This is a genomic window from Mesorhizobium sp. M0145, assembly GCF_040322355.1.
Taxonomy (GTDB): domain Bacteria; phylum Pseudomonadota; class Alphaproteobacteria; order Rhizobiales; family Rhizobiaceae; genus Mesorhizobium.
Genome location: NZ_JAMYTK010000007.1, coordinates 152,764 through 179,745, shown reverse-complemented (window position 1 = coordinate 179,745; position 26,982 = coordinate 152,764). Strand labels below are relative to the sequence as shown.

Here is a 26,982-nt window from a genome sequence, read left to right as displayed (position 1 = left end):
GCGATGCCGACCTACCGCCCCGGTCCCGTCTCGCTGATCCTCGCCGCCCTGGTCGCGCTATTCCTGCTGTTGCCGCTGCTCGCCGTCATCCCGGTATCGCTGACGCCGAGCCGCATGCTGGCGATGCCGTCGGGCGAACTGTCGCTGCGCCATTACCAGGCGCTGATCGAGGATCCGCGCTGGATCAATTCGATCCTGCTCTCGATCAGGATCGGCATAGTCAGCAGCGCCTTTTCCACGGTGCTGGCACTGTGCTTCAGCCTCGGCGTCTGGATGTTCCAGCCGCGCTTCACCGCCGCTCTCGTCGGCTTCGTGCTGCTGCCAATGGTGGTGCCGCCGGTGGTCTCGGCAATCACGCTCTATTTCCTGCTGACCTCGATCTCGGGGTTCTCGTCGTTCTTCGGCTATGACACCTGGCTGGGTGTCGCCATGGCGCATGCGGTGATGACGGTGCCCTTCGCCACGGTGCTGATCCTGGTGTCGCTTAGCCAGCTCGACCGCCGCATCGACCTCGCAGCCCGCGGCCTCGGCGCGACCGTGTGGGAGCGCGCCACCCGCATCATCATGCCCAACATCAAGTTCGGCATCGTCACCGCAGCACTGCTGTCCTTCGTGCTGTCCTGGGAAGAGATCGGCGTCACCCTGTTCATCACCTCGGTCAACGCCATCACGCTGCCGCGGCTAATGTGGATGGGCCTGCGCGACAACATCGACCCGGCGATCGCAGCGCTCTCGGTGATCCTGATCGTCATCACCGTGCTGGTGCTTGTGGCGCGAAGCGTCGTGGTCAGGCTGCGCGCGGCGCAGTAGACGCCGCCTCACGCCGTGGTGACTGGCGCGAATGAAACCTTGGGCTACGATTTTCGTTATAGATGGTTCAACAGGTCGAAGGCCCCGCCATGAACCAAGGATGGTTTGCCAAGCCGGTTGCGGTTGCGGTCGGCATCGTGGGAGATATCCGCAACATTTCCAACGCACGGCAGGCTGTCGCGTTGCTGGAAGCCCACTGGCGTGACACCGGCAGCGCCAAACACGGGGTGGCACTGCGCACATGCCGCCGCGCCATGAGCGACGACCGCTGGACCGAAGCCGCCAGGAACGCATTCGTCGAGGCCGCGCGGGAGGCGCATGTCCTGGTCGAGCGCGCCGTCGAACCGGAGAACCGGTCCAGGCAGGCAGGACCGTGATCGATTTTTGAGAGCTCGGTGGTCCGGCGGATTTATTGCATCTCAGGCAGCATGCAACCTTGGAACGGCGCTGACGTCGACCTCGCGCTCCGCATGCCAGGCATCATAGGCAGCCTGCATCCTGAGCCAGATCGCGGCGCCGTCGCCGAACATCTTTCCAAGACGGGCAGCGACAGCCGGCGACACCGGCTTCTTTTCGCGGATGATGTCATAAAGCTGCTGGCGCGAGATTCCGAGCAGATTGGCGATTTCCACCTTGGTCTTTCCGGTTGCCGGGATAATGTCGTCGAGCAGCGCCCCAGGGTGGGATGGGCAGCGCTCCATCGGACGCATCGGCTCATACACGCTCATAATCGATTCTCCAATCTAAGCCGTCTCAATGGTACTGTTCGAAATCGACGCGGGCAGCATCATTGGCGTCGAATTCGAATGTGATGCACCACGGCCCGTTGACATGCACCGTGTAGCGGGTCGGGTTAAAGCCCTTCAAAGCGTGGAAGTCGACGCCGGGCAGGTCCATGTCATCAGGCCTTTCCGAGACTTCCAAGCGGTCAAGACGGACAAGGATGCGCTTATGCATCTTGGCGTCGATCTTTCCGGTCTTTCCGGTTTGAAAGAGGTCCCGCCAGCGCCTTGTGCTTGAACGACTTGATCATGCAACATGTAAGCATATTGCTGACGCGGGTCAAGCAGGTGTAAGCAAATGATTTACAGAATGGTCCGAGCCAATCGGAGGCAATAGCTACGCCCGCTGGATGCTGGGCCGGGCCAGCCGAATACCTGGCGGACCTATGTCACGGCATTATCCGCTATCCCATGGCGTGGCGAATAGTCTTGGACAGGCGGCTCAAAAATGCCGGCCTCGACGATGCGTCGAGCTTCCACGACAGCACTGCCGTCGCCATTTTCCGCGGCAACAGCCCGACCGACAGGAACCAGGCGGCAAGGATGGCGCGCCGCCGCAAGGATGCGGTCATTTCGAGGCTGGCGACGGCGCCGGCCGCCCCGAGCGCCAGCCGGGAATCATCGGCCACGGGGTGTCGGCCGCTGTCGGCGCAGAGCGACGCCAGCCGCTCTTCCAGGTGGACCGGATCGTGGCGGACAGCATCCGACGGCACGATGGTCAGGCCGATCCCCGAGGCCTGGTCCGACAGCGCCTGCATGCGGCGGAAATCGTGGGTTACCCGCCAGCGTGCCCGCTCGGCGAGCTTTTCACCGAAGACTGAATGGTTGGCGCCGTGGATCCGGTAGGCGCCGAGGCATTCGTCGATCGATTGGACATGCCCGTACATCGGCGCCAGCGTTGCCAGATAGCCGTCGGCGCCCTGGCGGAATTCCGGCTCCGGTATCGGCATGATCGATTCGAGCGTTGCGCGGTCAAAGGCCAGCCCGCTGGTCACTGTCGTCTGATAGCGGCCCTTGTGCAGGAGTTTCGGCATGACGTCACCGCTGTCGAAAGGCAATTCGGGCGGCGGAAAGACATCCTTGATGCGTTGCCCCTCGTCGACGATATGCAGTCTGGACTGGACCTGGGCGGTTGCATCATCCCAGGTTTCGACAATGGTGGAGACGGCGGTTGGATAAAGGTAATCGTCGGCGTCGAGGAACAGGACGATCTTGCCCGAGCTCGCCGCAAAGCCGGTGTTGAACGCCGCCGCGTGTCCGCCATTTTGCGCCCGCGGGCATGCAAGGATCTCGTCGCGATAGGATTCCATGATTGTCGTGGAATTGTCCTGCGATGCATCGTCGACGACGATGACTTCGACATCCGCGTAGTCCTGCTCGAGGGCACTGTCGATGCTGCGTTTGAGGAAACGCGCGTAGTTGTAATTCGGGATGATGATGGATACCGGAATTCTCGGGACAGGCTGCATCGCGTTTGACCTCGCATCTTGCTTTGGTTCGGCAAAGGCCCTCATGGGCCTGCCCCCCTCTTCAAGCGCCCTCTTGGCGCGCAACGAGTTCCCTGGGAGAAAGCCTGCGCTTTCCATCAGGAGACGGGTCACGTTTCGCTTTGCGACTTCGTATTGAGGCCGCCATTGCCTTCGAGGCTGCTGCCATGGTCAGGGTTGGCGGCAGCAAAAGCTCCGACGGTTCGGCCAAGGTGAGTCGCAACCGAGCCCGACGAAATGTCTCGCCTCGCGATCAGGTCGGGACCGAAGCGGACGGTGCCATGAAGGCATGGCGGATACTGGCCTTCAAATGCGGCTGGAACAAGCCCCGCGTCGAAAACAGGGTCACTTCAGGTTGCGTTTCAGGCGGCATACTGCGACCGCCGGCGCTTTTGCCCCGGAGCCGGCGAACCGCCTCCGGGCCTTATAGTCGTGTGGCCTAAACAGTCAGGCGGCCTGCAAACCCGGCTGCGACAGGTCGACTTCCTCCGGCAAGTCACCGGCCATAGCGGCGGCAAACTTCGTCTGGTCGAGTTCTCCCTCCCAGCGCGCCACCACCACTGTCGCCACCGCGTTGCCGATGAAGTTGGTCAGCGCTCGGCATTCCGACATGAAGCGGTCGACACCGAGGATCAGCGCCATGCCGGCGACCGGCACGGTGGGGACGACTGAAAGCGTTGCCGCCAGGGTGATGAAGCCGGCGCCGGTGATGCCGGCGGCACCCTTGGAGCTCAGCATGGCGACGGCGAGCAGCAGGATCTGGTCGCCATAGGTGAGCGGCGTGTCGGTCGCCTGCGCGATGAACAGCGCGGCAAGCGTCATATAGATGTTGGTGCCGTCGAGGTTGAAGGAATAGCCGGTCGGGATGACCAGGCCGACCACCGAGCGGTTGCAGCCGGCGCGCTCCATCTTGGCCATGAGGCCCGGCAATGCCGCTTCCGAGGACGAGGTGCCGAGCACCAGCAGCAGCTCTTCCTTGATGTAGCGGATCAGCGCCAGGATCGAGAAGCCGTTGTAGCGGGCAACCGCGCCGAGCACCACCAGCACGAACAGCAGCGCGGTCAAGTAGAACGTGCCGATCAGCATGGCGAGATTGGCGATCGAGCCGATGCCGTATTTGCCGATCGTGAAGGCCATGGCGCCAAACGCGCCGATCGGCGCGGCCTTCATCAGGATGGCGACGAGGCGGAAGATCGGCGTGGTCAGCGCTTGCAGGAAATCGACGACGGGACGGCCGCGATCGCCGACCAGCGCCAGGGCGACACCGAACAGCACCGAGAAGAACAGCACCTGCAAAATGTCGCCCTGCGCGAAGGCGCCGGTGATGGTGTCAGGGATGATGTTCATCAGGAAGCCGACGATGGTTGTGTCGTGCGCCTTCTCGGCATACGCCGCCACCTTGGCGGTATCGAGCGTCGCTGGATTGATGTGCATGCCGGCGCCGGGCTGGACGACATTGGAGACGACCAGGCCGACGACCAGCGCCAGTGTCGAGAACACCAGGAAATAGATCATCGCCTTGCCGGCGACGCGGCCGACCTTCTGCAGGTCGGAAACGCCGGCGATGCCGGTCGCCACCGTCAGGAAGATCACCGGCGCGATCACCATCTTGACCAGCTTGATGAAGGCGTCGCCGAACGGCTTCATCGCCTCGCCGGTTTCGGGATAGAAATGGCCGAGCAGCACGCCGGCGGCGATCGCCGCCAGCACCTGCACATAAAGATGCCGGTATAAGGGAAGTTTGCCGCGCGGCTCGGCGGCAGCGATTGCTGTCTGCATGACGTCCTCCATGGCGCCCCGATCGAAAGCTCGACTCCCCGGGGCAGTTGTTTTGAGACCAGCAGCCTCGCGACTGCTGAATTCGTGTTTGCAACAGCCGTGCCAGATACGCAGAAGAGTGCTTCAGCATTGATTTTATTGAGCATTCGCAAACGTCCGTACTGCCGGACGCATGGTCAAGTGCGACTCTCCGCATAGGTCGAATTGTGTTTTGTGCGAATTCATGCACAAATGGGCGATGCTGCAACGCCCCGCTGGTGCCTTGTCTTCGACGCCCGAGCAACTCGCCAGGCGGGCGCGCCGAGCCTGGCTGCTGTTTGCGGCCATCGCGCTTTTGATCGTCACGGCAGCGCTCTACGGCGCCGGCCTCTATGGCCGCACCGCCGAGGTCGGGACCCTGGCGGCGCAGGGGCGTACCGACGCCAACCTGAAGGTCGCGCTGCTGCGCGCGGTGCTCGAAAGCCCGCGCGCCCTGCCGCTGCTTTTGTCCGCAGACCAGCAAGTGCGTGACGCGCTGTCGCAGAAGAATGCCGCGGCAATCGATGTGCTGAACCGCAAGCTCGAGGGGCTGGTCTCCGGCACCAAGGCGTCGGTACTCTATGTCGTCGGCACCGATGGACTGGCGATCGCCTCCAGCAACTGGCGCGAGCCGATCAGTTTCGTCGGCAATGACTACCGTTTCCGCGATTATTTCTCCGGTGCGATGCGGGCCGGAACCGCCGAGTATTTTGCGCTCGGCAATGTCAGCAAGCGCCCCGGCCTCTACATTTCGCGGCGCGTCGGCGATGCAGCCGCACCGCTCGGCGTCGTCGTCGTCAAGATGGAGTTCGACCAGCTCGAAGCCGACTGGCGCGAGGCGAACCGCCCGGCTTATGTCAGCGACGAGAATGGCGTCGTGCTGATCACCAGCGTGCCGTCCTGGCGCTTCATGACAACCGCACCGCTGGCCGCACCCAAGCAAGCCGCGATCCGCGACAGCCAACAGTTCGGCGACGCGCCGCTTGTGCCGTTGCCGATCACGCACCCGCGGGCGCTCAGCCCGGATGTGTCGATCGTCCACGCGGTGACGCCCGGCGGCAGCGACGCGGAGTATCTCAGCCTTTCCACGACGGTTCCTTCGACCCCCTGGCGGCTCGACTATCTTGTCCCGGTCGAAGCGCCGATCGCCGCTGCCGTCCGCGAAATGCGGCTTCTTGCGCTCGGCGTCGTCGTCCCGCTGCTCGGCCTTGCCGCGTATCTGTTGTGGCGCCGGCAGTCGGCGCAGATGCAGATTGCCGCCGAACAGGCGGCCCGCACCGAACTCGAACGCCGCGTCGTCGAACGGACCGAGGATTTGAGCCGCGCCCGCGACCGGTTGCAGGCCGAGATAACAGGCCACCGCAGCACGGAAGCCAAGCTCCAAATCGTGCAGCAGGATCTGGTCCAGGCCAACCGCCTCGCCATCCTCGGCCAGGTCGCGGCCGGTGTCGCCCATGAGATCAACCAGCCGGTCGCCACCATACGCGCCTATGCCGACAATGCCCGCACCTTCCTCGACCGCAAGCAGACCGGGCCGGCCGAGGAAAACCTCGGCGCTATCGCAGCCCTTACCGAACGCATCGGCTCAATCACCGAGGAGTTGAAGGCATTTGCCCGCAAGGGCCGCACCGCCGCCGAGCCTGTCGAATTACGTGGTGTTATCGAAGGCGCCGTCATGCTGTTGAGAAGCCGCTTTGCCGGCCGGCTCGACGCATTGGCCATCGACCTGCCGCCGCCGAGCCTCAAGGTCATGGGCAATCGGGTGCGGCTCGAACAGGTGCTGATCAACCTCTTCCAGAACGCGCTCGAAGCACTCGACGGCCGCGACGACGCTCATGTGCAGGTGTCGGTCGAGGAGACCGCGGACGGCGTGACGGTCGGCGTGTCCGATAACGGACCGGGCATTCCACCCGCGATCCTCAAATCGCTGTTCACGCCGTTCAACACCTCCAAGGAAAAAGGCCTTGGCCTTGGCCTCGTCATCTCGAAGGACATTGTCGCCGATTATGGCGGCCGCATCGAAGTTTCGAGCGACGACAGCGGCACCCGCTTCACCATTCATCTCCAGACAGCAGCGTAAGCCATCATGACGAACGACAATGCCGCGCCGGTGATCCTGATCGACGACGACCGCGATCTCCTCAAGGCCACCGTGCAGACGCTGGAGCTTGCCGGCTTCTCGGTCTCCGCCTTTGCGGTGGCGGCTGAGGCGCTGGCCGGGCTCGACGCCGGTTTTACCGGCGTCGTGGTGTCGGATATCCGCATGCCTCAGATCGACGGCTTGCAGCTTTTCAATCGCATCCTGCGGCTGGATACCGACATTCCCGTCATCCTCGTCACCGGCCACGGCGACATCGCCATGGCCGTCAAGGCGATCAAGGACGGCGCCTACGACTTCATCACAAAGCCCTTCGCCGCCGACCGGCTGGTACAGAGCGTGCGCCGCGCAGCGGAAAAGCGCCGCCTGGTGATGGAGAACCGCGCCTTGCGCGAGGCGGCCGGAGAGGCGCAGGACGGCCTGCCGCTGATCGGCCAGACGCCGGCGATGGACAGGCTGCGCCGCACGCTACGCCAGATCGCCGACACCGACGTCGACGTGCTGGTGACCGGCGAGACCGGCTCCGGCAAGGAGGTGGTGGCAAGCCTTCTGCATCGCTGGAGCCGCCGCGCCAAGGGCAACTTCGTTGCGCTGAATTGCGGCACGCTGCCGGAGACCGTCATCGAAAGCGAGTTGTTCGGCCATGAGGCCGGCGCCTTCACCGGCGCGCAGAAGAAACGGATCGGCCGCATCGAGCACGCCAGCGGCGGCACGCTGTTCCTCGACGAGATCGAAAGCATGCCGGTCTCGACACAGGTGCAGATGCTGCGCGTGCTGGAGATGCGCGAGGTCACGCCGCTCGGCACCAACGAGGTACGGCCGGTCGACCTGCGCGTCGTCGCCGCCGCCAAGGTCGACCTCGGTGATCCGCGCCAGCGCGGCGCCTTCCGCGAGGACCTCTACTACCGGCTCAACGTGGTGACGATCTCGATCCCGCCGCTGCGCGAACGCCGCGACGACGTCGCCCTGCTGTTCTTCTATTTCGCCGAGCGCGCTGCCGCCCGTTTCCACCGCCAGGTGCCGGCAGTGCCGGCTTCGGTGCATCGCCATCTGAGCGACCATGACTGGCCGGGCAATGTGCGCGAACTGGCGCATTTCGCCGAGCGGTTCGTGCTTGGATTGGAGGAAGGCGCCGGAGCACAACCCCCTGCCCCGACCCAATCGAACACCGCCATGAAGCTGCCGGAGCGGCTGGAGCGCTACGAGGCCGACATCATCCGCGAGACGCTTGGCCGCAACGAGGGCGACGTCAGGCGCACGATCGAAGCGCTGGGGATTCCGCGCAAGACCTTCTACGACAAACTCCAGCGCCACGGCATCGTGCGCAGCGATTTTTCCCGGTAACCGCCGCCGGGCCTCGACCGGGCGGCTCGGTTACTTGGCGTCGTGGAAGATGATGCCGACGGTGTGGCGCATGCCGGAGCGAAGCCGGCTGACGCCGTGCCTGAGATTGACCCGGTAATTACCTCGTGTGCCCTGGACCGGTCGATTGTGGACCGCGAAAGCGACCGCATCGCCCTGGCGCAGCGGCACCACCTCGGCGCGGCTCTGCATGCGCGGACGCTGCTCGGTCAGCACGAACTCGCCGCCGGTGAAATCCTTGCCTGGTTCCGACAACAGGATCGCCACCTGCAGCGGGAAGGCAAGATCGCCGTAGAGATCCTGGTGCAGGCAGTTGAAGTCGCCGGGAACATATTGCAGCAGGAGCGGCGTCGGCCGCGTCTGGCCCTGCTCGTGGCATTGCTCGAGGAACGCGGCGTGTTCGTCGGGATAGCGCTGCGCGATACCCATGCGCTCGTTCCAGTCATTGGCGACCGCGGCCAGGCGCGGATAGAGCGCGGTGCGCAAGCCGCCGATCAAGTCGGGCAAGGGATAGCGGAAATAGCGGTACTCGCCCTTGCCGAAGCCATGCCGCGCCATATGGACATGGCTGCGGAAATGGCTCTCGTCCGAATAAAGTTCGGCAATCTGCCGGCACTCCTGCGGCGTCAGCAGCTTTTCCATCACCGCGCAGCCATAGCCGCTCAGCTCATCGGCCAGCGTCCGCCAATCATATCCGGCAACGCGCAGCTCCGCCGATTTCACCGCCGCTTTCGCGCCTGTCGAATGGATGGTCATGGCTTCGCCTCCTGTGGCTTCTGGTCATTGAGATGGGTGAAACGGCGCGCGCGGACCACCCGTTTCTTGCCGGGTGAGCCTCGCGGGATGGGACACCATCCAATTTCCCATTTCGTTGTTGTGCGCTAAACTTGTTCCACTTCAACGGGCCGCCACCCCCATGATCGTCCAGACCTGCATCAATGGCGCGCGCAGCGCCGATTATCATCCGCAACTGCCGCTGACGGCGGAGGCCATGGCGCGTGACGGCGCGGCCTGCATCGCCGCCGGCGCCGCCGAACTGCATGTTCATGCCCGCGGGCTGGACGGTCGCGAAAGCCTGGCTCCGGCGGCGATGGACCGGACGGTGCTGGCGCTCCGCCGCGCCTGCCCGGGGACGCTGATTGGCGTGTCGACGGGTGCCTGGATCGAGAACGACGACCAGCGGACGCTGGCCGCGATCGCCGCCTGGAGCGAGCTGCCCGACTATGCCTCGGTCAATCTCAGCGAGAATGCAGCGCCCGCCGTCATGGAAAGCCTGCGACGGCGCGGTATAGGCATCGAGGCCGGCCTCGCCTCGGTCGCCGATGCCCAGCGCCTGGTCCGCCTCGACCACAGCAGCCAGGTGCTGCGCATCCTGATCGAAATCTCCGAGCAGGAGCCGGACGCGGCGCTGGAGGTCTGCGACGGCATCGCCGCGGTGCTCGACGGCGCCGGGATGCGCCGGGCGATCCTACTGCACGGCGCCGACGCCACGGTCTGGCCTTTCGTGCACCGGGCGGCGGAGCGCAACTGGTCGACGCGCGTCGGACTGGAAGACGGCAAGGAGCTTCCTGATGGAACGGTGGCGTCCGGTAACGCCGCGCTGACAGCGGCAGCCGTCGCGATCTTCGAGACCAGCCGGTAACGCGAGGAAAGCGTTGATGACGGCCATTCTCCTCTTCACAGGGGAGATGCCAAGTTTTGGCAAGGAGGGCAGCACGAGGGGCCTGCCCGTTGACGCTCCGGACCAAACCCGAAAAGCCCCGGCCGAAGTCAGGCGGATCTAGAGTGCGGCCGCACGATAATGTCAGTAAATCTTATATAAAACTTTATGTATTAATTAAACCGGCGATTAATCAGCACATCAACGATCCCGTATGTTAATGTTCTCCTGCTTCGGGGACCATTTTTTAATGAACATCATTCCAGAGAATGATCACGCTGCGCCGCGTCGGGTTCAACAGTATACATCGATACAGGTCTTGCGCGGGCTGGCAGCTCTCATGGTTGTTGTCTATCATCTTCCGGCCGCACTGGGCATGCTCGATCTGCGTATTCCCATTCTAAACAGTGGCGTTGACCTGTCTAAACAGTGGCGTTGACCTGTTTTTCGTCATCAGCGGTTTTGTCATGGTTCTCTCGACGGAGAACAGACGTCGTGACCACCGTGCTTTTTTGATGCAGCGGTTCACGCGCGTCGTTCCGTTCTATTGGGTTATGACCTTCCTCATGGTCGCCGCACTTTGGTTGTTTGCCGGTCGTGCAGTGTCTCTTGAGCAGACCACCAATAGCCTGCTTTTCATACCCTATCTCGATACGGTCACAGGCTATGTCCAACCGGTGCTTGGCGTGGGTTGGACGCTCAATCTGGAAATCCTGTTTTACATTCTGTTCGCGGCGACTATGGGTTTTGGCAGGTTGACGCAAATGGCCGCGGTCGGCGTTGTCTTTGCAATCGCCGTTGCTGCACGCATCATCTTCAAACCCGCCGCCGACACTGTGCTGTTTTTCTACACCACGCCAATCCTGTTTGAGTTCCTTGCCGGCATGGCTCTCGGCCACCTGGTCCGCGGGCTGACGCGTTTGCCTGTTTTCCTGGGTGCCTCGGCAATCGTGTTCGCCATCATGTCCGTGCTGGTGATGGTACTTGGCTTCAACTTGCCGCGAACCCTTGCTCAGGGAATCCCGGCGTTGATCCTTGTCGCGGCTTGCATCAGCCTGGAAAGCTACTTCCGGCTTTTTGCTCCTCGCGTGCTGGCAATATTGGGCGATGCTTCCTACTCTCTCTATCTAACGCACCCTATCGTGCTGCTTGCGACCGCTCCTGTCGTTGCAAGCGCCAATCTGTCACCATGGCTTGCAGGCGTGGTTATTGTCACCGCCTGCATTGCCGTCTGCCTGGCCAGCTACAGTTTTATTGAAAAGCCGCTTTTGGCCATATCGCGGATGAGCCGTTCCGCCCATCAGGTGAAGGCGCAATGAGTTGCTGCTGCGCCCCCACCAACTTGGTCGGCGTGCTATGGAGGTGCGTTGCACCTCTTGCGCACCCTCGAACACAGCGCGTCCCGAACGGCGCTGTCCCGCCAGCCTCAAACCGGCGGCGCTGAACCTCCAAAGGTGTCCTGAACACAAAAAAACCGCCTCGGCGGGCGGGTCGTCGGTGTGAATCAGCACCATACCCAAATTAGTAGCATAGCTGCCGGCACAAAGCAAGAACAAAATGTGGCGACATCGACGAAACTGCCGATAGGCACAGCGGCACGGCGGATGACATGGCTCTTGCCGTTATTAAAAATCTCTCATAAGGTATTTTCATATCAGAAAGAAAATACGATAGTTTCTTTCCTTTTATGAAAGCCTGAGCGTTTGCGGGAACATCTGGATCAGACCGACCGGCGACTGGTCAAGCTGCTGTCGCAAGATGCGCAGCTTGGCGTCAACCGCCTCGCCGAGAAGATGGCGATCTCGGTGCCGACGGTGCGCATGCGGCTGCGCAACCTGCTCGACCGCAACCTGCTCAAGATTGTCGGGCTGCTCAACCTGACCGAACGCCCCGAGCTGATCTCGGCGATCGTCGGCATCAATGCGCAAGGGCGCGGCCGGGCGCGAGAACTGGCGCAGCGCATCTCCGAACTGCCTTTCGTGAACTCGGCCGCCGTCGTCACCGGGCGCTTCGACATCATCGTCGACGTAACCGTGGCCGGCGATGTCGCCGATCTCTACCGCGTCACCAGCGAGTTGATCCCCGGCGCCGGCGAGCCGGGCGAGGTCGTGCGCAGCGAAACCTTCGTCGTCATGGCGTCCTGCAACAAATGGGTCAGCCTGCCGGAAGGCTGCTGGTCGGACGAGACGCGGAAGGAAATGGCATGAAGATCGCGGTTCTCGGCGGCCTCGGCCTGCAAGGCCGGGCGGCGATCGCCGACCTCGTTGCCAGCGACGGCGTCGAGCAAGTGGTCTGCCTCGACACCGCAACCGACGGCGCTGCGCGGCTTGGCGGCCTGACCGACCTTGCCCGGGTGCGTTTCGTCGTGCCGGAGGGCGCGATCGGCCCAGCATTGGCCGATGTGATGAAGGACGTCGACGCGGTCATCGACCTGTTGCCGCAGCCGCTGATGCGCGAGGCGGTGCAGGCGGCGATCGCCACGCGCACGCCGCTGGTCACCACCAATTACGGCAAGGCCATCGGCGACCTCGCGCCCGAGGCCGAAAAGGCCGGCGTTTCGATCGTCACCGAATGCGGGCTCGACCCCGGCATCGACCTTGTGCTCTACGCGCGCGCCGCAAGCCAGTTCGACACCATCACCGCGATCGATTCCTACTGCGGCGGCATTCCCGAGCCGAAAGCGGTGGTCGAGCCGCTGCGCTACAAGGTGAGCTGGAATTTCGACATGGTTCTGGTCAGCCAGAACCGCGACAGTGTGCTGGTCGAGGACGGCAAACGGGTCGATGTGCCGGCCGCCCGCCAGCACGACAATCGTTTCATCCACGAGATCGAGGTGGCGGGGCTAGGCAGGCTGGAAGCCTTCCCCAATGGCGACGCGCCGCATTACGCCGGCATGCTCGCCGCCGCCAAGGAGCTGCAGCGCTCCGGCCGCTATTCGCTGCGCTGGCCCGGCTGGTCGGCGTTCTGGGCGCCGCTGAAGCAGCTCGGCTTCCTGTCCGAGGACAAGGTGCCTGGCACCGGCGTCAGCCCACGCGAATTCCTCGGCCGGCTGCTTGGCCCGCAACTGCAATATGGCGCGGACGAAAAGGACCTTTGCGTGATGCGCAACGTCTTTGTCGGCAGCGAAGGCGGCCGCCGCAAGACGGTGACCTCGGAGCTGGTCATCGAACGCGACCTCGCCTCCGGCCTGTTCGGCATGAGCCTCGGCGTCGGCTATCCCGCCAGCATCGTGGCGCAGATGCTGGCAAGGCGCGAGATCGCCACGCCCGGCCTGCTCAACCCGCTGCTGCATGTGCCGGATGGCCGCTTCCTCGATGAGCTCGCCAGGCGCGCCATCAATGTCGCCGAAACGGTGAGCTGGGATTGAAGATTTTCGAACGGTGGTTGCCGCCGGCAACGGCGCCGCCGCTCAAAAGCGCCCCCCAACGGAAATCAAAGGGGTGAAACAACAAGTGGAACAACAAACGACAACAAGGAGGAATGCCCAAATGAAGATTGCCAAGCTTTTCATCGCCGGCCTTGCGCTCGCTGGCCTTACCGCTGCCGCCAGTGCGGGAACGCTCGACGAGATCACCAAGCGCGGTGAGTTGCGTGTCGCCGTGCAGACGCAAGGCCCGCCCTTCTCGCTGGTGGGTGCTGCCGGCGAACGCACCGGCAGTTCGGTCGAACTCGCCGAACTGATGGCCAAGGAAATGGGCGTCAAGATCACCTTCCTCGACTTCGACTGGGACGGCCTGATCCCGGCGCTGCTGTCGGGCAAGGCCGATCTTCTGGTCGCCGACATGACCCCGACACTGGCGCGTGGCATGAAGGTCGCCTTCACCAAGCCTTACATGTACACGGGCAGCACAGTCTTCACCAAGGCTGGGACCGCCTTCAAGTCCACCGAGGACTGCAAGGCCAAGGGCACCAAGATCGCGGTGCTGCTCGGCGCCACCGGCGAGAAGGAAGCCAAGGCCGCCTTCCCCGATGCCGATATCAAGAGCTACAAGGGCGGCGGCCCGCTGTTGCTCGACGCCGTCAACAACGGCCAGGCCGATTGCGGCGTCAACGACGTCTCGGCGGTCAAGGGCCAGTCAACCGCTTACCCGGCCGGCAGCTTCATCATCATGCCGGACATGCTGTCGAAGGAGCCGCTGGCCTTCGCCACGCGCTATGACGAGCAGGACCTGCTGGTCTGGATGAACCTGTTCCTCGACCAGGTCAGCCTCGACGGCCGCCTGCAGAAGAACCTCGATTACTGGGTCAATTCCGACGCCTGGAAGAAGGATCACTGAGTAGAGTGAATGGTGAATAGTGAATAGTAAGTAGGGAGTAGGGAGTAGGGAGTAGGGAGTAGGGAGTAGAGAAGAGCTACTCGCTACTCGCGTACGCCCTACTCACTACTCACTATTCACTATTCACTATTCACCATTCACCATTCACCGTCCAAAATGCTCGAAAAATTCAGCTTCCGCACCATCGTCGAATATCTGCCCCTGTTCGGGCAGGGCCTCGTCACGACCGTGTGGCTGTCTGTCCTCTCCTTTGCCGGCGCACTCGCCGTCGGCATCGTGCTCGCCGCCATGAACCTGCAGCGCGGCCGGCTGTTCCGCGTCCCGGCCAAGGCCTATATCGACGCGGTGCGCGCCACGCCGCTGCTGGCGCAGCTTTATTTCCTCTATTTCGGCCTGCCGCGGCTCGGCTTCGTCCTGCCCGAGCTCGTCGTCGGCATCTTAGCCCTGTCGCTGAACAGCGGCGCCTACGTCGCCGAGATCATCCGCGCCGGCATCCTGTCGATCCCGCGCGGCCAGGTGGAGGCCGGCGTCGCTTCGGGCATGACCTATGTCCAGCGCATGCGCCTCGTCATCCTGCCGCAGGCGTTCAAGGTGACGATCCCGCCGCTGCTCGGCCAGGCGATCGTGCTGGTCAAGGATTCCGCCCTACTGTCGCTGATCTCGGTCGCCGAATTGACGCGCGCCGGACAATTGCTCGCCTCCGACCGCTTCATGCCGGCCGAGGGTTTCATCACCATCGCCGCCTTCTACCTGCTGCTCTATTACGGGCTGAAGGGTCTGGCGGCGCTCTCCGGGCGCTGGCTCGGCCTGGCGGGGGCACGGACATGATCTGGCAGCAGCTGCAAAGCGTCGCCGGCAGCTATCCCCTGGCGCTGCGCGGCCTCGGCATGACCGTGGTGCTGTCGCTGATCAGCCTGGTGCTGGGCACGCTGCTCGGCTTCGGCCTCGGCATCCTGCGCACCGGCGGCAACCGGCTGATCAGCGGCGCGATCGGTGCCTGGGTCGACCTGATCCGCGGCACGCCGTTCCTGGTGCAGATCTTCCTGATCTTCTTCATCCTGCCGGAACTCGGCATCGAGCTCGACGCCTTCACCGCCGGCATCATCGCGCTGACCAACCTGGCCGCCTGCTTCATCTGCGAGATCGTCGTCGCCGGCATCCGCTCGGTGCCGACCGGCCAGGTCGAGGCAGCACTTGCGTCCGGCCTGTCGCGCTGGCAGCGCATGCGCCAGGTGGTGCTGCCGCAGGCGATGCGCATCGTGCTGCCGCCGCTGGTCGGGCAATATGTGCTGCTGATCAAGGATTCCTCGGTCGTCTCGGCCATCGGCCTCACCGACCTCACCCGCGTCGGCTGGCTGGTGGTGCAGCGTGTACCCAATGGGCTGCTGGTCTTCTTCCTCGTCGGCCTCGGTTACTTCATCGTCTGCTACCCCCTGATCATGCTGGCCCGCCGGCTGGAGCAACGCATGGGCGCGGCGCATGGCGAGGTGCAATTGTGATGTCGAACCCCAGCAAAAATGGCACCGGCATGATCGAATTTCGCGGCGTCAACAAATGGTTCGGCCAGCTCAACGTGCTCAGGGATATCACGCTGAGCGTCGAGCCGCGCGAAGTGGTCGTCGTCTGCGGCCCGAGCGGCTCGGGCAAGAGCACCTTGATCCGCTGCATCAATGGGCTGGAGACGATCCGCGACGGCGACCTGACGGTCGACGGCCAGCGCCTCGGCGACCCCGCCACCAACATGACGCGGCTGCGCACCGAGATCGGCTTCGTCTTCCAGTCGTTCAACCTCTACCCGCACAAGACGGCGCTCGAGAACGTCACCCTGGCGCCGATCCATGTCCGCAAGATCCCGCGCGCTGAAGCCGAGAAGGCCGGGCGCGAATTGCTCGCCAAGGTCGGCCTCGCCGACAAGGTGAACGCCTATCCGGCGCAGCTGTCTGGTGGCCAGCAGCAGCGCGTGGCGATCGCCCGCTGCCTCGGCATGCGCCCCAAGATCATGCTGTTCGACGAGCCGACCTCGGCCCTCGATCCCGAGATGATCTCCGAAGTGCTCGACGTCATGGTCGCGGTGGCCGAGGAAGGCATGACCATGATGGTGGTGACGCACGAAATGGGCTTTGCCCGCAAGGTCGCCCAGCGCGTCGTGTTCATGGACGCCGGCGCCATCGTCGAGAGCGGCACGCCGGACGAGTTCTTCTCCAACCCGAAGACCGACCGCAGCCGCGCCTTCCTGAGCAAGATCCTGCGGCATTAGGGCTAACAACTCAATCAGCTGACTGCCGGCTGCGACCGAGATGAGTGGAAATCGACCTTAGGACTCGTGCACCGTGACCTTGGTCACACCTCTGTCGCCACGCTCAATCTTAATGCGCTCGTCACTCGGGACAGGCGGCGGAGCTACGCTAGCAATCTTTCCGTCCTCTAACCGATCCGCAGTCAAAAGCTTTTCCGCTTTCGCCGTCTTTAGGCACTCTAATTGATTGATATACAATCCTGACATGCCGGCCTCCCAAACGAAAAAATCGGACAAGAAAATGTTAATAGCGAGCAAGAAGGCGGAAGAAGAAACTTGCGAATTAGAAAGCGCATCACGCTTTCAATATAGCGGCCGAGTCCCTGGCCCTCAATGTCAACTAACGGACGTGGTTTACACAGCATGCCGAGAGGTCTGCAGAAGGTTCAACTCGGTCGTTCAGAATGATTGGGTTTTGACCTAAAACGTCAGCCGGCCGTGGCCGGCGTCTTCAGCCAAACGTCGCCAGAGGGTCGGCGCTGATCTCGACCCAGCCGACGGGCTGAAAAGAAGCACAGTTCTGGCTCCATGACGCCGGCAGAGCCGATGGTCCCGCCAGCGCAATTCCTTTCTCTGCCCGTTTCGGACCGACGCTTCTCAGAACGCGAAATCCGCGGACTGAACGACATCGGCTGCGAGCCAGGTTTCATGAACTTGCAAGATCTCGGGCCCCCGGCTGTAGCCGCGATCGCGGACCACCATCGTCGTGACCCGGCCATTGTTCGGTTGATCGGAGTCCTTCGCGTCGCGTTGCCATTCGTGGTAGTTCACGACCGCCAGGTCGGCGCTTTGATGGCTGATCCGGATGTCGCGTATCTTGATACGGAAGGCCGGATTCGATCCGTAGATGCTCTTCATGTAACCTGCGAAGTCCTTTTTCCCGAACGCCCTGCCGCCTGGCATGATGGCGACCAGATCATCGCTGATCCGGTCGAGCGCATTCTTCTTGAACGTCGCATCGTCGCCACGGCATCGGCCCGTCACCCAGTCGGTGAAGAATTCGTGGACGTCGTGGATCGTCGCTTCGATTTCCTTCGTTTGAAGGGACATGTTTTCCTCCTGTCTTAAGATGATGCTGGATCAGGCGCTTTGCGCTGTGGCTTGCCCGACCGGAGGCTCCTTGAGGACAGCCCGTACCACGCGAGCCACAGGCACATGAGAAGCGAGGAAATCAGCCAGATCGGACCTCCGATGCCGATCCCGAGCTGCTCACCGAGTGTCCACCCGGTTGCCGAAAGGATACCGAACGCCGAGCCGACGATCGCGGCCCATCGGGGCAGTATCCCGACGTCATCGCGGGCGTCGTGATACGCGACAAGCGCTGTCGCCAGGGCGAGCGCCCAGAATCCGTTACCCATGCCGCCGGAAAACGCCCACCAGGTCATGAAGGCGTTGGTGTCACCCCGGTCGGCCGCGACCGCGACCACCGATGCCTCGGCGACTGCGGTGGAGAACGTGGTCAGGGCGCCGAGAGCCATCACTATCCAGGCAGAACTCAGCATCGGCGAACGCCGGACCCGGGGGTTGAGTGCCAGGTTCAGGAACGAAGCGCCGGCGATCAGGAACAGCGCCGCTGCCGCCGTCCAATGGACCGTAGCCCATCGCCCATGGCCCTCGGCGATATTCTGCATCTGAACAGACAAATCCGCGTCCGGTGGCCCGTGAAAGACGAGCGCAGCCGCCAGCAGCAGCGTTCCGGTGGCGAGCCAGACACCGCCCGGCCCGCTCATGTTGTTATTATTCGTTTGCATCGGGAAAACCTCCTGCGGCCTTTACCACGCCATGAGGTTTAGACCCGCGCCACGGTTGCCCGCTTCGGCGTAAGTACCCACGCAACGAGAAATTTTGGCTTGGGTAGGATTACCCAAACACGTCCATGCCGATCAGGGCGTGCTCGACCGCATAGGCCGTGGCTGCCGCGCGCGTGCGCACGTTCAGCCGCGTCAGGATATCGCTAACGTGACGATCTACCGTCCGCTGGCTCAGACCGAGCTCGCCGGCAACTTCCGGGTTGGTCAGGCCTGACGCGATCAGGCGCAGAACCTGCGTCTGTCTGGGGGTGAGAACTTCGCTGCCTGTCGCCGTCATAGTGACCCGCAGCTTGCCGGCAACGGCTTCGTCGGGGCGCGCGCCGAGCTCGCGGAAAAGTCTTATCGCTTCGTCCAGTTCGGTCCGCGCCGCTTCAGTATCGCCGGTTGCGAGACAGGCCCGCGCTGTCAGCACCCGCATCCGGGCAAGATGATAGGGCGCCCGAAGCTCCCAGAGGATCGCTACCGCGCGCCGGATATGGGCCAATGCCTCCGCGGCTCGACCAGCATGGATCAGCACCCGCGCGGTAGCCTCAGCGGCTGCGGCGCGGACTGCATCCGCGGAATATTGGCGCGCGCAGTCGTGCAGTGTTTCGCACAGCTCCCAAGCGTCATCGGCCGAACCGATAGCGAGAGTGATTTCCACCGCAGCCGGCAAGAGGCGGAGTTTGCCCGGCATGTCGTCGACGGACTGCAGTGCGCGGCGGATCGCCGAAAGGGCCGGCTGCTCGTGCCCCTGCTGAAATCGCATAAGCGCCAGCCCCGGCTGCGGATCGAACCCGAGCCTGCTCGCTGCGCGATAGGCGGCATCGGCCTCGTCCCATTGGCCGCGGAGGCGAAATACCTCGCCCTTCTGGTAGAATGCCGGACCGGCGTGGTGCTTCGAGGGCCCCTGCTGAAGGCGGATGCTGGCGACACCGGCCTCGCGGCCGGCCTCGTCCCAGTGGCCGTCGAGGATCAGGATTTCGGCCCGGTGGATCAGGCATCTGCCGGTGAAGGCAACGATGTCGGGCTGTCCCGCGCACCATCCGACCAGCGCCGATGTCCATTCCCTCGCCCGGCCCGTGGCATGAAATTTCTGACAGATCTCGATCACGCTGCAGTAGACCAGCCCGGTGACGATTGGTGAGAGCCGGCCCGAGGTGACCGAAACCATCACCTCGTCCAGCAGTTCGAAACCGCGCACATAGTCGCCGCGCAGGATCAATATCCGCCCCTGAAGGTGGCGCGCGATAGCCAAGAGGTCCGGATCTTCGCAGCGCTGTCCGATCTCCGCGGCACGTGTTGCGTGCGCGAATGCTTCGTCCGGACTGTCGGCGGCGAGGCTTTGTTCGACCATTGGGAGCTGAAGGTAACCGTGTTCTGCACATTCCTGCGTATGATCCTCGACCAGCCGGTTGGCGCGCGTCAGCCATCCGCTGCCTTGGGCGAATTCACCGCGAAACATCAGGGTGAGCCCGATCCAGAAGCCGCAACGCGCTGCGGATCGTTCGCGTCCGTTCCGGAGATGCTCTTCGAAGGCCCTTTCGTAGTCCCGAACGAATTCCTCCTCGCGCCCAAGCATGTAGGCGGCTTCCCCGAGGCGCTGGAGCTCGGCGCCGCCAAGTTCACTGCAGCGGTCTCTGTCTGACAGTTCGCGGTGAAGCCTGGACCAATCGCCGCGATTGGCTAGCTCCGCATACGGATCCGATGCAACTGCACCGTCTTCCGGCGACTTGTCGGGTGATCGGTCGGAGGGCGCGGGCATAGCCTCAGAATAGCACATATCTTGCTGAGGAGGTGGCGCCAGGTTACCAACGTGACAGAAGTTCGTTTCGGGCTCAATCGAGCCGTTCATCGCGTCCGCCGCCGAGGACCGGGAACGGTGGTGGAATGCTGCCATTCGTCTCGTCGACGGGAACGAGTAGGTAGCGCCAATATCGCGACATTCATGGCGCTTCTCAAAGCTCCCCTCGCGCAACGGCTCGATCGACCCATTTCTGCCGTTCCGATATCGGCCTCACCACCTCCAAGGCGGACATTCACACATTATTCGGCGAAAAATTCGGCGAAAAATCTCGTTCCGATCAAAGCCGCCCTACTTCGTTGCAGCGGCTGCGGTTTCCCCCGGCGGCATAATCCGCATCATGAAGGTCGACACCGCTTCCCCGGGTTTGAACGGGCCGGGAACCTGGTGGCTGACCGGCTTCACACTTTGGAGGAATGCCACGATCGCCATGGCGTCATCCGCGGTGAGATGCGCAAAATCGCGCCAAGGCATGATCGGCGCCAGGATGCGGCCGTCCGGCCGTTCGCCGGTCTGGATCGCGGTGACGATCTGCTCCGGGGTCCAGCTTCCGATACCGGTCTCCTTGTCAGGCGTGATATTACGGCCGACAAAGACACCAAGGCCAGGAATCTCGAAGCCCACATCTGAACCGCCAAGGAAGTGCGACATGTCGGGCTTCCCGAAGAAGTAACCGGATGTGTGACAGTCGCTGCAGCCGGCAATCGTAACCAGATATTCGCCGCGCGCGATCTGTGTGTCATCGGCCATGGCCGCGTAAGATGGCAGGGCAACAATCGACGCTGTCAAGAATGCAAGATGAACTGGTGTCCGAAACATTGCTTCCTCCCTGTGGTCTGTTCGTGGTTTGTCCGTCGACCTCCCGCGCCGTCAACCGGTCGCAATTCCCCGATTTTAACCGCGTCGGGGACGCTGAATTCTAGCATGGCCAGCACGTAGTAACTATCAGCGATCAATTGGACCGTCGGCACTTGTCGTGCCCCGTTGAGCGCAAGTGTGATGGAGCGTGCTCAGCCGACGCACAATGCCTTGTTTTGGCGCGATCGAGCCACGCACGGTGATGGATCGACTTCGTCGCCTGAAATGCCTTGTACGGTCGGACCGGGTCGAACTCGGTCGTTCAGAATGATTGGGTTTTGACCTAAAACGTCAGCCGGCTGTGGCCGGCGGCTTCAGCCGAACGTCGCCAAAGGTTCGGTTCGGACCTCGACCCACTGGCAGCGCCGGCTCTCGTGGTAGAAGGACAGGAAGGGCGGCGGGAACGCAGGGTCCGCGAAAGCGCCCACCGGGGTGGCGGTCAGACCGGGCTGGGTGTCGATCCGGTAGTGGACGGTGGTGCCGCAATCCGGGCAGAAGCTGTAGATGACGCGGCCGCCCTCGTCGCCAATGCGCGTGAACTCCGCCGAGCGGCCCTGGACAAAAACGTCACCTTCCTCAAACCACGTGTTGAAGCTGAACGCGCTGCCGGTGCGTCGCTTGCAGGCCAGGCAATGGCAGACGAGACGCGTACCGGCTCGCCCGAGCAGGTGGCTGACAGCTGAGCGCAGGAACATTCGGCGCGCCGCGTGATCATGGCTGGCTCCTCTCACGATTCCCTGAACGATATCGCTGCGTATCGGTGCTCAATTCGGCCCGCTTCTCATCCGAGACGACGGCGAGGTCCAGGACCTTCTGCAATTCGGCAGCATGCCGGAACGACGGTTCGGCCTGGACACCGCTGCGCACGGCATCGACGAAGCGCTGGTAGTTGGTCTGCACCGTTCCGGCGCCCAGAACTTGCCATTTGGCGTTCTCGACATCCTTGCCGATGCAGGCTTTCAGCTCCGAGCCGGTCAGATTGTGCACGACTTCGATGCCGCCCTTGTCGCCGTAGATGCGCAGGCGGAGTTCGTTCAAATGGCCGGTTGCCCAGCGGCTGGCATGGACGACGCCGAAAGCGCCATTGCTGAAATCGAGCGCCATAGTGAAGCTGTCGTTGGCGTCGAGCTCGTATTCGCCGATGCGGTTGCCGGGCGCCTTGTCGAAGGATCTCAGCCGGCAGAACACATGGTCGATGTCGAGCGCCGCGCCATAGCTGGCGAAATCGAGGATGTGGATGCCGACGTCGCCCAGCACGCCGTTGGAGCCGTGGCCGCGCGACAGCCGCCACAGCCATTTCGGATCGGTGCGCCAGTCGCCCCAGAATTTGGATATCAGCCAGCTCTGCAGATAGGACGCCTCGACATGCCTGACGGTGCCGATCTCGCCGGCCAGCACCATGGCGCGCGCCCTCTGCAGCGGCGCGACGTTGCGATAGGTCAGGTTGACCATGTTGATGATGCCGGCCCGCTCGGCGGCAGCGGCCATCTCACTGGCTTTCTGGTAATTTTCGGCCAGCGGTTTCTCGCACAGCACCGGCTTGCCCGCCGCGATCAGCATCATGGTGGTCGGATGGTGGATGCGATCGGGCGTCACGTTCGCCACCGCGTCGAACTTGCCCCACGCCAGCGCCTCGTCCAGCGACGCGAACCGGTTGGGGATACCGTAGATGTCCGAAAACTTGTCGACACGCGTACGGTCGAGATCGACGGCGCCGATCAGTTCGACGCCCTCGATCTTGCCGAACTGCCTGGCGTGCTCCTCCGCCATCCAACCGGTGCCGAGTATCAAGAGGCGCATGATTCTTATCCTTAGGACAGGGCTTTATCTTCTTGTTCGATCATGGATTTGGTCTAGCGAAAGCCGGCTTCGCCGGCGGAATGAAGTTTTCCGCCGCGCTCGACGATCGGCTCAAGTGCCTTTTCCACCGGCACGTTCGGCGCATCGAGGATGGCTGGATTGGAGCCTTGGGGGTTGTGCGCCCATCTCACCGCATTGCGCAGCACCTTGTGGACGTTGGCGTCGTGATAGGTCGGATAGGTCTCGTGGCCGGGCCTGAAATAGAAGATGTTGCCGGCGCCGCGGCGATAGGTCAGCCCCGACCGGAACACTTCGCCGCCCTGGAACCACGAGATGAAGACGGTCTCGAGCGGCTCCGGCACGGCGAACTGCTCGCCATACATCTCCTCGTTCTCGAGCTCGAAATACTCGCCGATCCCGGCAGCGATCGGGTGGTTGGGGCTGGTCACCCAAAGCCGTTCGCGCTCGCCCGCCTCGCGCCATTTCAGCGTGCAGGGCGTGCCCATCAGCTTCTTGAAGATTTTCGAGAAGTGGCCGGAATGGAGAACGATCAGCCCCATGCCTTCCCAGACGCGGCGCGTCACGCGCTCGACCACTTCGTCGGCGACGGCGCCATGGTCCTTGTGCCCCCACCACAGCAAGACATCGGTCTCGGCCAGACGGTCGGCCGGCAGCCCATGCTCCGGCTGCTCCAGCGTCGCCCACGACACTGATATCTCCGGGTCGAGCTTCAGTGCATTGGCGATCGTCGCATGCATGCCCTCGGGATAGATGCCCGCGACCACCTCGTTGGTCCGCTCATGAATATTCTCGCCCCAGACGACAGCGCGTATTGTCATGATGTCCTCGTGATTGTTTGAAGCTGGAGCCGCCCCTACGGGTCAGTCATAATATCCTCGGCCGGGAATGAAAACCGTTTCGCGGCCGGCTGCTGACAATCTGTTGGAAAGCGGGCGGGAAAGTCCACGCGGCAAAACCAGCGATGCCGGCGGGACAGCGCCCTGGACAGCGGCCCCTCTGTCCTGCCGGACATCTCCCCCACTTGTGGGGAGATGGCTGTCATCGGCGATTTCGCCAATCGCCAACGTTGCAGGATGGCAGCAGACAAACGCGAAGTCCGATCTCCCCCCTCGTGGGGGAGATGTCCGGCAGGACAGAGGGGGGCGCGAAGGAACGCTACAGAGCGGCTTTCATTCTCCGCCGCCCGCGAGCAATCTAAGCGCCTCGCCCCTCTTGGGCGACGCGTGTCAGCGGCTTCGACAGCCGCGGCACGACTACAAGCCGCTTGATCTTGCCCTTCTTGTAGGCGGCGAGGAAGCGGGCATAGTCCTTGAAGACGACGCAGCCATTGGATTCGGCGCGCCCGCCGCGCAGCATGTAGGTGTGGGCGAGCAGGCCGTCGCGGCCATATTTGTTGCTGCCGCTGGCCGGCGTCAGACGGATCGCCTCGACACCGTGAAAGCGCGATTCCCGCATCGTCAGATTGTAGGTATCCGGCGGCGTCGGGCCGACATTCTTCTTGTGGACGTAGCGTGGCTGGTCGACCATCGCGCCCAGTCCCGAATGTGCCTCCAGCCGCGAGCCGTCGGGCATATAGACGGTCTTGGCCGAGATGTCGTAGACGGCGACGCCAGTACCCATGTTGGGCGTGGTGAACAGGTTCCTGAAGGCTCCGCCGAGACCGCCGGAAGGCATGTCGGGCTTGGCATAGGCCAGCATGTCGCCGCCCTGCGTCTTCGACCGTTTGCCCGGCTTGCCCGACACGGCCGGCACTGCCGCTTGTGACGAATTGCGAGGCGACAGGCTGCCGGGTAGCGTCTCGGCCGGCGGAGCGTCGGCCGTCTGCACCTTGCTCGCCCTGGCGGTCCTAGAGGTCTGCGCCTTGGGCGGCTCCGTTTTCGATGCTTGATCCTTTTGCGCCTGGGCCCTTGGCGCCTGGTCTTTTGGCGCCTGATCTCTTGACGCTTGAGCCCGCGGCGCCTCGGCCGGCTTATCGATGTCCGCCCGCGGACGCAGCGTCGGCAGCGGAATGCTGTCGGGCATGTCGTCTTGCGGCGGCAGCGAGGCTAGCTGGACCTCAGGTTCTTGCGGCTCTTGCGAAGCCGCGGGCTCGCTTGCCGCGATGGCTGCCGGGAGCACATCGATCATCTGCTCCGGCAATGTATTCGCCAGCGCCAGCGCCAGGCGCGACGAGCGTTCGATCTCCGCCACCTCCGGCCCGAAGCGCACCGGTGCCGGGCCGTTCGGGTCGGGTATGCGTACCGGCTCGGCGAACCGGGCGTGGGCCGGCAGGCTGGCGAGCATGACGGGAGAGCGGGCTGAGGCACGGGCAAAGGCGGCGGCAAGCTTTTGCGGCGACAGCGCGGCCTTGGCGACCACGTCGTCGAAGCTCGATTGCCGCGACGCATCGGCGACAAGCGGCACGGTGTTGCGCTTGAGGCGGGCCGATTTTCCCTGGTGGACGAAGTTCGACGCCGACCGCAGGCAGTTGGCATCGCACCCGTGCTGCAGCAGCTTGGCCGACAGCGCCGCGTTGGCCGCGGCCCATGTCGGGGCCTGCGCCTTTGCAAGGCTGCGGCGAGGATCGGCAAGCGCGATGGTGCGCGGCGCGAGCAGGCTTTGCGGGAGACCGTTGGAAGCGGCGCTGAGCGAGGTTCCCACTGAATAAAGGCCGGCCAAAGTCGCCACCGACCATAAAGCAATGGCTGCGCCGACGGCCGGAACCGCGACCCAGCGTAGGCCGGGCCTCATCGAAGTCAATCCAGTTGCAGGACTGTCACCCCGGGTTTTCGCACTTACAAACGCCATTCAACCACTCTCAATCGGCCGATGCCGGCTAGCGGATTTCGCAGCCGTGACATTCACAGTTCGCCTGGTGCCCCCAGCACGCTTTGCGTCTGTTGCCGATTGATTCAAAAGATGGACAAAGTTGGTTAACCAATCCCTCTACCGACCGCCGATTGGGCGACGGTCACACCGAAAAACGCCCTCCAAAACCTGCATAGTTGGCAAAACTGCCCTCCAATGATGACTTTGCTGCCCGTTTTTGTCGGCCGAGTCAAGAAAGCGAAATGACTAGACCTTGCTGGGCGGAGTCGGCCATGGCTGCGAAAGTGAAGCCGGGCCGACCAGAATCTTGCGGCCGGCAGCCGCCGCCATCAAGCCCCGGCGTTCGGTCAAACCGGCGATTATCGACCTGGCACTTGTCGACCTGCCACTCGGGCGAATGAACGTTAACGTCTGAGAATTCGGGATAGCGGCAAGATGTTTGCCGCACAGCAGCTGAATGTCGCCAAGTGCCGGAGCGGGATATCCAACACCTAGGCCACAGCCACCACTATGTGAGCCTGGATTTTGGCAGCAACTTCGCCGCTGCCATGCCTGTCTGCAATCGCGGCTGCGGCGTAGTCGGTTGCAGCGTCCAGTTTTCCCGCCTCTCTGGCCTCGATTTCATTGCGAAGGAGAGTGCCCTGGCAATAAGCAACGGCCGGAAGGCGCGGCGAGGAGGCACGGCTTTGTTCGGCTCTCGTCTCGATCACCACACCGGAAAAACCTGCGTCCTCCAGCTCGCTACGGATCAGTGCCGTATCGTGGTAGCCATGCGGCGTGCGTGCCAGAAAGCGCGGCGGATCGTTCGGAAAAATCCTCGCCAGGGCATTCGTCACATCGTCCGCAAATACATTCTCTTCGATGCGATCCCATACGCTGAATAGAAAATGTCCTCCGGGCTTCAGGACTCGCCGGGCTTCGCGATAGGCAGATGAGCGGTTGGGAAAGAACATCGCGCCGAACTGACAACAAACGAGATCGAAGGCCGCATTTTCAAACGGTAGCGCCAGAGCATCCGCCTGACGCCATTTGATGCGATCGTCGGGAGCTTGCCGCGAAGCGGCGTAGTCGAGCATCGGCTGGTTGAGGTCGGTTACGACATAGCTTGCACCGGGCGACAGTTTTGGCGCCAATGCGCGGGTGACAACCCCGGTGCCGGCGGCGGTTTCCAAAACGGCGCTTGGCGACAAGGACGCTGCCCGTCGTGCAAGATCTGCGGCGAACGGCTCGAAAATCAACGGCACCATATAGCGGTCGTAGTTTTCCGGAATTGAGCCGGCGAATACCTTGTCCGTTTCCAACATTGCTATCCCCCGCCGTCCGTTTGATGGC

The 26,982-nt window shown here is 63.1% G+C and carries 27 protein-coding genes and 1 pseudogene; 14 read left to right on the top strand and 14 right to left on the bottom strand.

Annotation, left to right across the window (positions count from 1 at the left end):
- Window positions 1-3: 3 nt before the first annotated feature.
- On the top strand, window positions 4-810 hold the full coding sequence (locus tag NKJ28_RS13870; protein WP_352569115.1) for an ABC transporter permease: 807 nt from the start codon (window positions 4-6) through the stop codon (window positions 808-810).
- 89 nt (window positions 811-899) lie between these two features.
- Entirely contained in the window at window positions 900-1,187 is a 288-nt protein-coding gene (locus tag NKJ28_RS13865; protein ID WP_031211945.1) for a DUF982 domain-containing protein, read from the top strand.
- A gap of 42 nt (window positions 1,188-1,229) precedes the next feature.
- Here the strand turns inward: NKJ28_RS13865 and NKJ28_RS13860 are convergent, their stop codons facing one another.
- The 4 genes and pseudogenes from NKJ28_RS13860 to NKJ28_RS13845 all read right to left on the bottom strand — a co-directional run bounded on the left by NKJ28_RS13860 (window position 1,230) and on the right by NKJ28_RS13845 (window position 4,858).
- The gene (locus NKJ28_RS13860) at window positions 1,230-1,538 is read right to left on the bottom strand and encodes a HigA family addiction module antitoxin (RefSeq protein ID WP_023677265.1); all 309 of its coding nucleotides are present in this window, start codon (window positions 1,536-1,538) and stop codon (window positions 1,230-1,232) included.
- 25 nt (window positions 1,539-1,563) lie between these two features.
- Window positions 1,564-1,843, bottom strand: a pseudogene (locus tag NKJ28_RS13855) (type II toxin-antitoxin system RelE/ParE family toxin).
- 153 nt (window positions 1,844-1,996) lie between these two features.
- Window positions 1,997-3,061 carry a glycosyltransferase family 2 protein gene (locus NKJ28_RS13850; protein WP_352621392.1) on the bottom strand — a complete coding sequence of 355 codons (1,065 nt, stop codon included), beginning with the start codon at window positions 3,059-3,061 and terminating at the stop codon, window positions 1,997-1,999.
- 465 nt (window positions 3,062-3,526) lie between these two features.
- The gene (locus NKJ28_RS13845) at window positions 3,527-4,858 is read right to left on the bottom strand and encodes a dicarboxylate/amino acid:cation symporter (protein WP_352578468.1); all 1,332 of its coding nucleotides are present in this window, start codon (window positions 4,856-4,858) and stop codon (window positions 3,527-3,529) included.
- Between the two features lie 238 nt (window positions 4,859-5,096).
- Here NKJ28_RS13845 and NKJ28_RS13840 point away from each other — a divergent pair, with 238 nt between their 5' ends.
- Window positions 5,097-6,956: a sensor histidine kinase gene (locus NKJ28_RS13840; RefSeq protein WP_352636004.1), complete on the top strand. Its 1,860-nt coding sequence runs from the start codon at window positions 5,097-5,099 to the stop codon at window positions 6,954-6,956.
- A gap of 6 nt (window positions 6,957-6,962) precedes the next feature.
- On the top strand, window positions 6,963-8,318 hold the full coding sequence (locus NKJ28_RS13835; protein WP_352636002.1) for a sigma-54-dependent transcriptional regulator: 1,356 nt from the start codon (window positions 6,963-6,965) through the stop codon (window positions 8,316-8,318).
- A 30-nt stretch (window positions 8,319-8,348) separates the two neighbouring features.
- Here NKJ28_RS13835 and NKJ28_RS13830 read toward each other — a convergent pair whose 3' ends face one another.
- Entirely contained in the window at window positions 8,349-9,092 is a 744-nt protein-coding gene (locus NKJ28_RS13830; RefSeq protein WP_352587198.1) for a 2OG-Fe(II) oxygenase, read from the bottom strand.
- Between the two features lie 160 nt (window positions 9,093-9,252).
- On the opposite strand from NKJ28_RS13830, the gene NKJ28_RS13825 reads away from it, so the two are divergent.
- The 9 genes from NKJ28_RS13825 (at window position 9,253) to NKJ28_RS13785 (ending at window position 16,530) form a co-directional block, all read left to right on the top strand.
- Complete coding sequence (locus NKJ28_RS13825; protein ID WP_023677257.1) at window positions 9,253-9,978, top strand: 3-keto-5-aminohexanoate cleavage protein; 726 nt, start codon at window positions 9,253-9,255, stop codon at window positions 9,976-9,978.
- Between the two features lie 268 nt (window positions 9,979-10,246).
- Complete coding sequence (locus NKJ28_RS13820; RefSeq protein ID WP_352635999.1) at window positions 10,247-10,435, top strand: hypothetical protein; 189 nt, start codon at window positions 10,247-10,249, stop codon at window positions 10,433-10,435.
- On the top strand, window positions 10,410-11,315 hold the full coding sequence (locus tag NKJ28_RS13815) for an acyltransferase family protein (protein WP_352635997.1): 906 nt from the start codon (window positions 10,410-10,412) through the stop codon (window positions 11,313-11,315). The genes NKJ28_RS13820 and NKJ28_RS13815 overlap by 26 nt, the downstream gene beginning before the upstream one ends.
- A gap of 384 nt (window positions 11,316-11,699) precedes the next feature.
- Window positions 11,700-12,203 (top strand): Lrp/AsnC family transcriptional regulator, encoded by a 504-nt coding sequence (locus NKJ28_RS13810; protein ID WP_023677254.1) that lies wholly within the window; start codon window positions 11,700-11,702, stop codon window positions 12,201-12,203.
- Window positions 12,200-13,363 carry a saccharopine dehydrogenase family protein gene (locus tag NKJ28_RS13805; protein WP_352635994.1) on the top strand — a complete coding sequence of 388 codons (1,164 nt, stop codon included), beginning with the start codon at window positions 12,200-12,202 and terminating at the stop codon, window positions 13,361-13,363. The genes NKJ28_RS13810 and NKJ28_RS13805 overlap by 4 nt, the downstream gene beginning before the upstream one ends.
- A gap of 121 nt (window positions 13,364-13,484) precedes the next feature.
- A complete protein-coding gene (locus tag NKJ28_RS13800) occupies window positions 13,485-14,273 on the top strand; it encodes an ABC transporter substrate-binding protein (protein ID WP_352541231.1) in 789 nt (262 codons plus the stop codon).
- Window positions 14,274-14,429: 156 nt separating this feature from the next.
- The gene (locus tag NKJ28_RS13795; RefSeq protein ID WP_352635992.1) at window positions 14,430-15,101 is read left to right on the top strand and encodes an amino acid ABC transporter permease; all 672 of its coding nucleotides are present in this window, start codon (window positions 14,430-14,432) and stop codon (window positions 15,099-15,101) included.
- Window positions 15,098-15,772: an amino acid ABC transporter permease gene (locus tag NKJ28_RS13790; protein WP_352455417.1), complete on the top strand. Its 675-nt coding sequence runs from the start codon at window positions 15,098-15,100 to the stop codon at window positions 15,770-15,772. Before NKJ28_RS13795 ends, NKJ28_RS13790 begins: the two co-directional genes overlap by 4 nt.
- A 29-nt stretch (window positions 15,773-15,801) precedes the next feature.
- Complete coding sequence (locus tag NKJ28_RS13785) at window positions 15,802-16,530, top strand: amino acid ABC transporter ATP-binding protein (protein WP_352744094.1); 729 nt, start codon at window positions 15,802-15,804, stop codon at window positions 16,528-16,530.
- Between the two features lie 636 nt (window positions 16,531-17,166).
- On the opposite strand, the gene NKJ28_RS13780 is transcribed toward NKJ28_RS13785, so the two are convergent.
- From NKJ28_RS13780 to NKJ28_RS13770, 3 genes are all read right to left on the bottom strand, one after another.
- Window positions 17,167-17,619, bottom strand: coding sequence for a nuclear transport factor 2 family protein (locus NKJ28_RS13780; RefSeq protein WP_352635989.1), 453 nt, complete (start codon window positions 17,617-17,619; stop codon window positions 17,167-17,169).
- A gap of 14 nt (window positions 17,620-17,633) precedes the next feature.
- Complete coding sequence (locus tag NKJ28_RS13775) at window positions 17,634-18,320, bottom strand: hypothetical protein (RefSeq protein WP_352635987.1); 687 nt, start codon at window positions 18,318-18,320, stop codon at window positions 17,634-17,636.
- Between the two features lie 109 nt (window positions 18,321-18,429).
- The gene (locus NKJ28_RS13770) at window positions 18,430-19,716 is read right to left on the bottom strand and encodes a LuxR C-terminal-related transcriptional regulator (protein WP_352635985.1); all 1,287 of its coding nucleotides are present in this window, start codon (window positions 19,714-19,716) and stop codon (window positions 18,430-18,432) included.
- Here NKJ28_RS13770 and NKJ28_RS13765 point away from each other — a divergent pair.
- A complete protein-coding gene (locus NKJ28_RS13765; protein ID WP_198023562.1) occupies window positions 19,705-20,007 on the top strand; it encodes a hypothetical protein in 303 nt (100 codons plus the stop codon). The genes NKJ28_RS13770 and NKJ28_RS13765 overlap by 12 nt on opposite strands.
- Window positions 20,008-20,454: 447 nt before the next feature.
- Here NKJ28_RS13765 and NKJ28_RS13760 read toward each other — a convergent pair whose 3' ends face one another.
- The 6 genes from NKJ28_RS13760 to NKJ28_RS13735 all read right to left on the bottom strand — a co-directional run bounded on the left by NKJ28_RS13760 (window position 20,455) and on the right by NKJ28_RS13735 (window position 26,954).
- Complete coding sequence (locus tag NKJ28_RS13760) at window positions 20,455-20,982, bottom strand: c-type cytochrome (RefSeq protein ID WP_502901102.1); 528 nt, start codon at window positions 20,980-20,982, stop codon at window positions 20,455-20,457.
- 353 nt (window positions 20,983-21,335) lie between these two features.
- The gene (locus tag NKJ28_RS13755; protein WP_023677243.1) at window positions 21,336-21,716 is read right to left on the bottom strand and encodes a GFA family protein; all 381 of its coding nucleotides are present in this window, start codon (window positions 21,714-21,716) and stop codon (window positions 21,336-21,338) included.
- Between the two features lie 16 nt (window positions 21,717-21,732).
- Window positions 21,733-22,821: a Gfo/Idh/MocA family protein gene (locus tag NKJ28_RS13750; RefSeq protein ID WP_023677242.1), complete on the bottom strand. Its 1,089-nt coding sequence runs from the start codon at window positions 22,819-22,821 to the stop codon at window positions 21,733-21,735.
- A 53-nt stretch (window positions 22,822-22,874) separates the two neighbouring features.
- On the bottom strand, window positions 22,875-23,660 hold the full coding sequence (locus NKJ28_RS13745; protein WP_352455411.1) for a ThuA domain-containing protein: 786 nt from the start codon (window positions 23,658-23,660) through the stop codon (window positions 22,875-22,877).
- 376 nt (window positions 23,661-24,036) lie between these two features.
- The gene (locus NKJ28_RS13740) at window positions 24,037-25,572 is read right to left on the bottom strand and encodes a DUF2778 domain-containing protein (RefSeq protein ID WP_023677239.1); all 1,536 of its coding nucleotides are present in this window, start codon (window positions 25,570-25,572) and stop codon (window positions 24,037-24,039) included.
- Window positions 25,573-26,141: 569 nt separating this feature from the next.
- Window positions 26,142-26,954, bottom strand: a complete 813-nt coding sequence (locus NKJ28_RS13735) for a class I SAM-dependent methyltransferase (protein ID WP_023677237.1) — start codon at window positions 26,952-26,954, stop codon at window positions 26,142-26,144.
- Between the last annotated feature and the right edge of the window lie 28 nt (window positions 26,955-26,982).

Excerpts from the sequence above, each read along its gene's own strand:
- NKJ28_RS13825 (WP_023677257.1), top strand. The coding sequence starts at position 9,253 with ATGATCGTCCAGACCTGCATCAATGGCGCGCGCAGCGCCGATTATCAT.
- NKJ28_RS13755 (WP_023677243.1), bottom strand. The coding sequence starts at position 21,716 with ATGTTCCTGCGCTCAGCTGTCAGCCACCTGCTCGGGCGAGCCGGTACG.
- NKJ28_RS13840 (WP_352636004.1), top strand. The coding sequence starts at position 5,097 with ATGCTGCAACGCCCCGCTGGTGCCTTGTCTTCGACGCCCGAGCAACTC.
- NKJ28_RS13735 (WP_023677237.1), bottom strand. The coding sequence starts at position 26,954 with ATGTTGGAAACGGACAAGGTATTCGCCGGCTCAATTCCGGAAAACTAC.
- NKJ28_RS13850 (WP_352621392.1), bottom strand. The coding sequence starts at position 3,061 with ATGCAGCCTGTCCCGAGAATTCCGGTATCCATCATCATCCCGAATTAC.
- NKJ28_RS13790 (WP_352455417.1), top strand. The coding sequence starts at position 15,098 with ATGATCTGGCAGCAGCTGCAAAGCGTCGCCGGCAGCTATCCCCTGGCG.
- NKJ28_RS13820 (WP_352635999.1), top strand. The coding sequence starts at position 10,247 with ATGAACATCATTCCAGAGAATGATCACGCTGCGCCGCGTCGGGTTCAA.
- NKJ28_RS13770 (WP_352635985.1), bottom strand. The coding sequence starts at position 19,716 with ATGGTCGAACAAAGCCTCGCCGCCGACAGTCCGGACGAAGCATTCGCG.
- NKJ28_RS13750 (WP_023677242.1), bottom strand. The coding sequence starts at position 22,821 with ATGCGCCTCTTGATACTCGGCACCGGTTGGATGGCGGAGGAGCACGCC.
- NKJ28_RS13830 (WP_352587198.1), bottom strand. The coding sequence starts at position 9,092 with ATGACCATCCATTCGACAGGCGCGAAAGCGGCGGTGAAATCGGCGGAG.
- NKJ28_RS13780 (WP_352635989.1), bottom strand. The coding sequence starts at position 17,619 with ATGTCCCTTCAAACGAAGGAAATCGAAGCGACGATCCACGACGTCCAC.
- NKJ28_RS13775 (WP_352635987.1), bottom strand. The coding sequence starts at position 18,320 with ATGCAAACGAATAATAACAACATGAGCGGGCCGGGCGGTGTCTGGCTC.
- NKJ28_RS13740 (WP_023677239.1), bottom strand. The coding sequence starts at position 25,572 with ATGAGGCCCGGCCTACGCTGGGTCGCGGTTCCGGCCGTCGGCGCAGCC.
- NKJ28_RS13800 (WP_352541231.1), top strand. The coding sequence starts at position 13,485 with ATGAAGATTGCCAAGCTTTTCATCGCCGGCCTTGCGCTCGCTGGCCTT.
- NKJ28_RS13785 (WP_352744094.1), top strand. The coding sequence starts at position 15,802 with ATGATCGAATTTCGCGGCGTCAACAAATGGTTCGGCCAGCTCAACGTG.
- NKJ28_RS13835 (WP_352636002.1), top strand. The coding sequence starts at position 6,963 with ATGACGAACGACAATGCCGCGCCGGTGATCCTGATCGACGACGACCGC.
- NKJ28_RS13865 (WP_031211945.1), top strand. The coding sequence starts at position 900 with ATGAACCAAGGATGGTTTGCCAAGCCGGTTGCGGTTGCGGTCGGCATC.
- NKJ28_RS13795 (WP_352635992.1), top strand. The coding sequence starts at position 14,430 with ATGCTCGAAAAATTCAGCTTCCGCACCATCGTCGAATATCTGCCCCTG.
- NKJ28_RS13870 (WP_352569115.1), top strand. The coding sequence starts at position 4 with ATGCCGACCTACCGCCCCGGTCCCGTCTCGCTGATCCTCGCCGCCCTG.
- NKJ28_RS13845 (WP_352578468.1), bottom strand. The coding sequence starts at position 4,858 with ATGCAGACAGCAATCGCTGCCGCCGAGCCGCGCGGCAAACTTCCCTTA.
- NKJ28_RS13760 (WP_502901102.1), bottom strand. The coding sequence starts at position 20,982 with ATGTTTCGGACACCAGTTCATCTTGCATTCTTGACAGCGTCGATTGTT.
- NKJ28_RS13860 (WP_023677265.1), bottom strand. The coding sequence starts at position 1,538 with ATGAGCGTGTATGAGCCGATGCGTCCGATGGAGCGCTGCCCATCCCAC.
- NKJ28_RS13805 (WP_352635994.1), top strand. The coding sequence starts at position 12,200 with ATGAAGATCGCGGTTCTCGGCGGCCTCGGCCTGCAAGGCCGGGCGGCG.
- NKJ28_RS13745 (WP_352455411.1), bottom strand. The coding sequence starts at position 23,660 with ATGACAATACGCGCTGTCGTCTGGGGCGAGAATATTCATGAGCGGACC.